The 3,497-nt window shown below is 65.4% G+C and carries 3 protein-coding genes and 1 pseudogene; 3 read left to right on the top strand and 1 reads right to left on the bottom strand.

The features are described 5' to 3' along the window. Window positions 1-1,053, bottom strand: a 1,053-nt coding sequence (gene puuE / locus PZ895_RS16470; RefSeq protein WP_275840089.1) for an allantoinase PuuE, incomplete at its 3' end; no start/stop codon positions are given. A 150-nt stretch (window positions 1,054-1,203) separates the two neighbouring features. Between puuE and uraH the strand changes: the two genes are divergently transcribed. The 3 genes and pseudogenes from uraH to PZ895_RS16455 all read left to right on the top strand — a co-directional run. Then, a complete protein-coding gene (gene uraH, locus PZ895_RS16465) occupies window positions 1,204-1,569 on the top strand; it encodes a hydroxyisourate hydrolase (protein ID WP_275840088.1) in 366 nt (121 codons plus the stop codon). 1 nt (window position 1,570) lies between these two features. Continuing rightward, window positions 1,571-3,034 (top strand): xanthine dehydrogenase small subunit, encoded by a 1,464-nt coding sequence (gene xdhA, locus PZ895_RS16460; RefSeq protein WP_275840087.1) that lies wholly within the window; start codon window positions 1,571-1,573, stop codon window positions 3,032-3,034. Further along, window positions 3,034-3,497, top strand: a pseudogene (locus PZ895_RS16455) (xanthine dehydrogenase molybdopterin binding subunit); the annotation flags it as partial. The gene xdhA and the pseudogene PZ895_RS16455, both read left to right, overlap by 1 nt.

Genomic DNA, 3,497 nt, shown 5'->3' with positions numbered 1-3,497 from the left:
ATGAGCGGGGCCGAGTTCAAGTTCGAAGGCGCGTTCGGCGATCCATGGCGAATGCTCGAAGATCGAGCCGAAGCGTGAGACGAACGCCTTGCGCCCCATCCGGCTCGGCCGTAGCCCATGCGGCTTGTAGGGATGTTTCGCGATCCAATGCTCGGCGATGTCGATGCGGCGCGCCACCCACGCATTGTCGTGGCTCTTCACATAGTCGACGAAGCGCTTCAGCGCCGCCACGCGCCCCGGCCGCCCGACGAGCCGACAGTGCAGCCCAATGCTCATCATCGACGGTCGGCCAGCCTCGCCTTCCGCGTAATGCGTGTCGAACGCGTCCTTGAGATAGGCGAAGAACTGGTCGCCCGAATTGAACCCTTGAGCCGTCGCAAAGCGCATGTCGTTGGCGTCCAGCGTATAGGGAATGACAAGTTGCGGGTCGATCGCGCGGCCCTGGCCGTCATGGTCGAGCCAATAGGGCAGGTCGTCGTCATAGGTGTCGGAAATCCATGTGAAGCCACCTTCCTGCGCCGCCAGCTTCACGGTGTTGACCGATGTGCGGCCGACATAGAGCCCCTTCGGACGCTCGCCGACGACTTCGGTATGGAGCCGGATCGCTTCGGCCAGATCGGCGCGCTCGGCATCCTCTTCATGGTCGCGATAGTCGATCCATTTCAACCCGTGCGAGGCGATTTCCCAGCCCGCCTCCTGCATCGCCGCCACCTGGTCGGGCGAGCGGGCGAGGGCGTCCGCGACACCGTAGACCGTCACTGGAAGGCCGGCCTCCGTGAACAGGCGATGGAGCCGCCAGAAACCGGCCCGCGCGCCGTATTCGTAGATCGATTCCATGTTCCAGTGGCGCTTGGCCGGCCATGGCGCGGCGCCGACGATTTCGGACAGGAACGCCTCGGAGGCGGCGTCGCCGTGGAGGACGCAGTTCTCGCCGCCTTCCTCGTAGTTGACGACGAAGGACACGGCCACATGCGCGCCGCCCGGCCAGTTCGCCTTCGGCGGATTGGCGCCATAGCCGCGCATATTGCGGACATATCGCTTCGGCTCGGTCATCGAATTTTCCCCATCACCATGGCAGAATAGGCGCTGTCGCGGGCGCGCATTCCCGACGAAAATTTTGAAAGTCTTTTTGTGGCCGCTCGCCTCCAGAGGGCTTATGACTTGCCTTACAGTCCGTGCCAAGAAGAACAAAAGGGAGCGCATATGGCCAACGCCAATTCGGGTCGCCTGACCACCCACGTACTGGACACGGCGTCGGGGCGGCCGGCTGCGGGGCTGAAGATCGCGCTCTACAGGCTCGACGGAGACGAGCGCGCGCACGTCAAGTCCGTCACCACCAATGCCGACGGCCGTTGCGACGCGCCGCTGCTTCAGGGCGCTGATTTCGCGCCGGGGCAGTATGAGCTGGTGTTCGCGGCAGGCGATTATCTGCGAGGCTCGGGCCTGACCCTGCCCGAACCCGCCTTCCTCGACGAGGTGCCGATCCGGTTCGGGATGGCGGAGGCGGCGCACTACCATGTGCCCCTGCTGATCTCGCCTTACGGCTATTCAACGTATCGGGGGAGTTGAGATGGGCTCCCGCTCCCACATCCGCTTCCTCCTCAACGGCGAAGTGATCACCCTCACCGACGTGCGCCCCGATGCGACGCTGCTCGATTTCCTGCGCCTCGACCGCGCGCTGAAGGGCACCAAGGAAGGCTGCGCGGAAGGGGATTGCGGCGCCTGCACGGTGTTGGTCGGTCGGCTTGCCGGCGACGGGCTCGTCTATGAAGGCGTCAATGCCTGCATCCGGTTCACCGGCTCGCTTGACGGTTGCCATGTCGTCACCATCGAGCATCTGCGCGGTTCGGATGGGGGGCTTCACCCCGTCCAGCAGGCGATGGTCGATTTCCATGGTTCGCAATGCGGGTTCTGCACGCCGGGCTTCGTGATGTCGCTCTACGCGTTGTGGATGCGCGAGCCGAACCCGTCCGATGCGATCATCGAAAAGGCGCTGCAAGGCAATCTGTGCCGATGCACCGGCTACGAGGCGATCATGCGTGCGGCGCGGGCGATCTCGTCCTATGGCGAGGCCGGGCGCGACCCGCTCGTCACTGAGCGCGCAGACGTGATCGCAAGACTGAAAGCCATGCGTGACGGCGCGCGCGTCGAGATCGGCACGGGCAAGGACCGGCTCGTCGTGCCGTCGTCGGTCGACGACCTCGCGACTGTTCTGGACGCCGAGCCGAACGCGCGCATCGTCGCCGGTTCGACCGATGTCGGGCTCTGGGTGACGAAACATTTCCGCGACATCTCGCCTGTCGTCTTCATCGGCGGGCTAGACGAATTGCGGCAGGTGTCGGAGACGGACGGCACGATCACCATCGGCGCCGGCGTCAGCTATACGGATGCCTATGCGGCACTGGCGTCGCGCATCCCTGCGCTGCGCCCGCTGCTCGACCGGATCGGCGGCGATCAGGTGCGCAACATGGGCACGATCGGCGGCAACATCGCCAATGGCTCGCCCATCGGCGACACGCCGCCGCCCCTGATCGCGCTCGGCGCGTCGGTGACACTGCGCAAAGGCGCGAGTCGTCGAACGATCGCGCTCGAGGACTTCTTCATCGACTACGGCAAGCAGGACCGCGCGCCCGGCGAATTCGTCGAGGCGGTGCATGTGCCGGTGCCCGAGGCGGGGGCGCTGTTCGCCGTCCACAAGATCACGAAGCGCCGCGACGAGGACATCACGGCGGTGCTGGGGGCGTTCTTGCTGAGGGTCGAGGATGGGAAGGTGACATCGGCCCGCATCGCCTATGGCGGCATGGCAGCGACGCCGAAACGCGCGAAGGCTGTCGAGGCGGGACTCGTCGGGAAGCCGTGGACGAATGAGACGGTCGAGGCTGCGATGGCGGGTTATGCGCAGGATTTCCAGCCGATTTCGGACATGCGGGCGAGCGCTGACTATCGGATGATGACGGCGAAGAATCTGTTGATGCGGGTGTTTCTCGAAAGCAGCGGCGAGACGGCTACCGTTTTGCGCCATGAGGCGGCGTGATGAACAAGCACGCCCAGCCCGACCTGACCGCCGCCGCCATCAAGGGCGGGGTCGCGAGCGACCAGCGCCACGATTCCGCCGCCAAGCACGTCACCGGCCAGGCCGTGTATATCGATGACATCGCCGAGCCGGCCGGCACGCTGCATGGCTGTCTTGGCCTCTCGACCATCGCACACGGCACCGTCAAGTCCATCGACCTCGATGCGGTTCGTTCCGCGCCGGGAGTCGTCGCGGTGCTGACCGGCCATGACGTGCCGGGCGTCAACGACATCTCGCCGACAGGGCGGCACGACGAGCCGGTGCTGACGACGGAAAAGGTCGAGTTTTTCGGCCAGCCGCTCTTCGCCGTCATCGCCGAAACGCGCGAGGTGGCGCGGCGGGCGTGCCAACTGGCGAAGATCGACTATGACGCGCTGCCATTCGTCACCGATATCGGCGAACTCGACGCGAAGTCGGCCCGGAT

Source organism: Mesorhizobium sp. YIM 152430 (assembly GCF_029210365.1).
In the GTDB taxonomy this organism is placed as follows: Bacteria; Pseudomonadota; Alphaproteobacteria; order Rhizobiales; family Rhizobiaceae; genus Aliihoeflea.
This window is presented reverse-complemented; position numbering and strand designations above follow the sequence as displayed.

Bases quoted from the DNA above. Each gene is read 5' to 3' on its own strand.
- uraH (WP_275840088.1), top strand. From the start codon at position 1,204: ATGGCCAACGCCAATTCGGGTCGCCTGACCACCCACGTACTGGACACG.
- xdhA (WP_275840087.1), top strand. From the start codon at position 1,571: ATGGGCTCCCGCTCCCACATCCGCTTCCTCCTCAACGGCGAAGTGATC.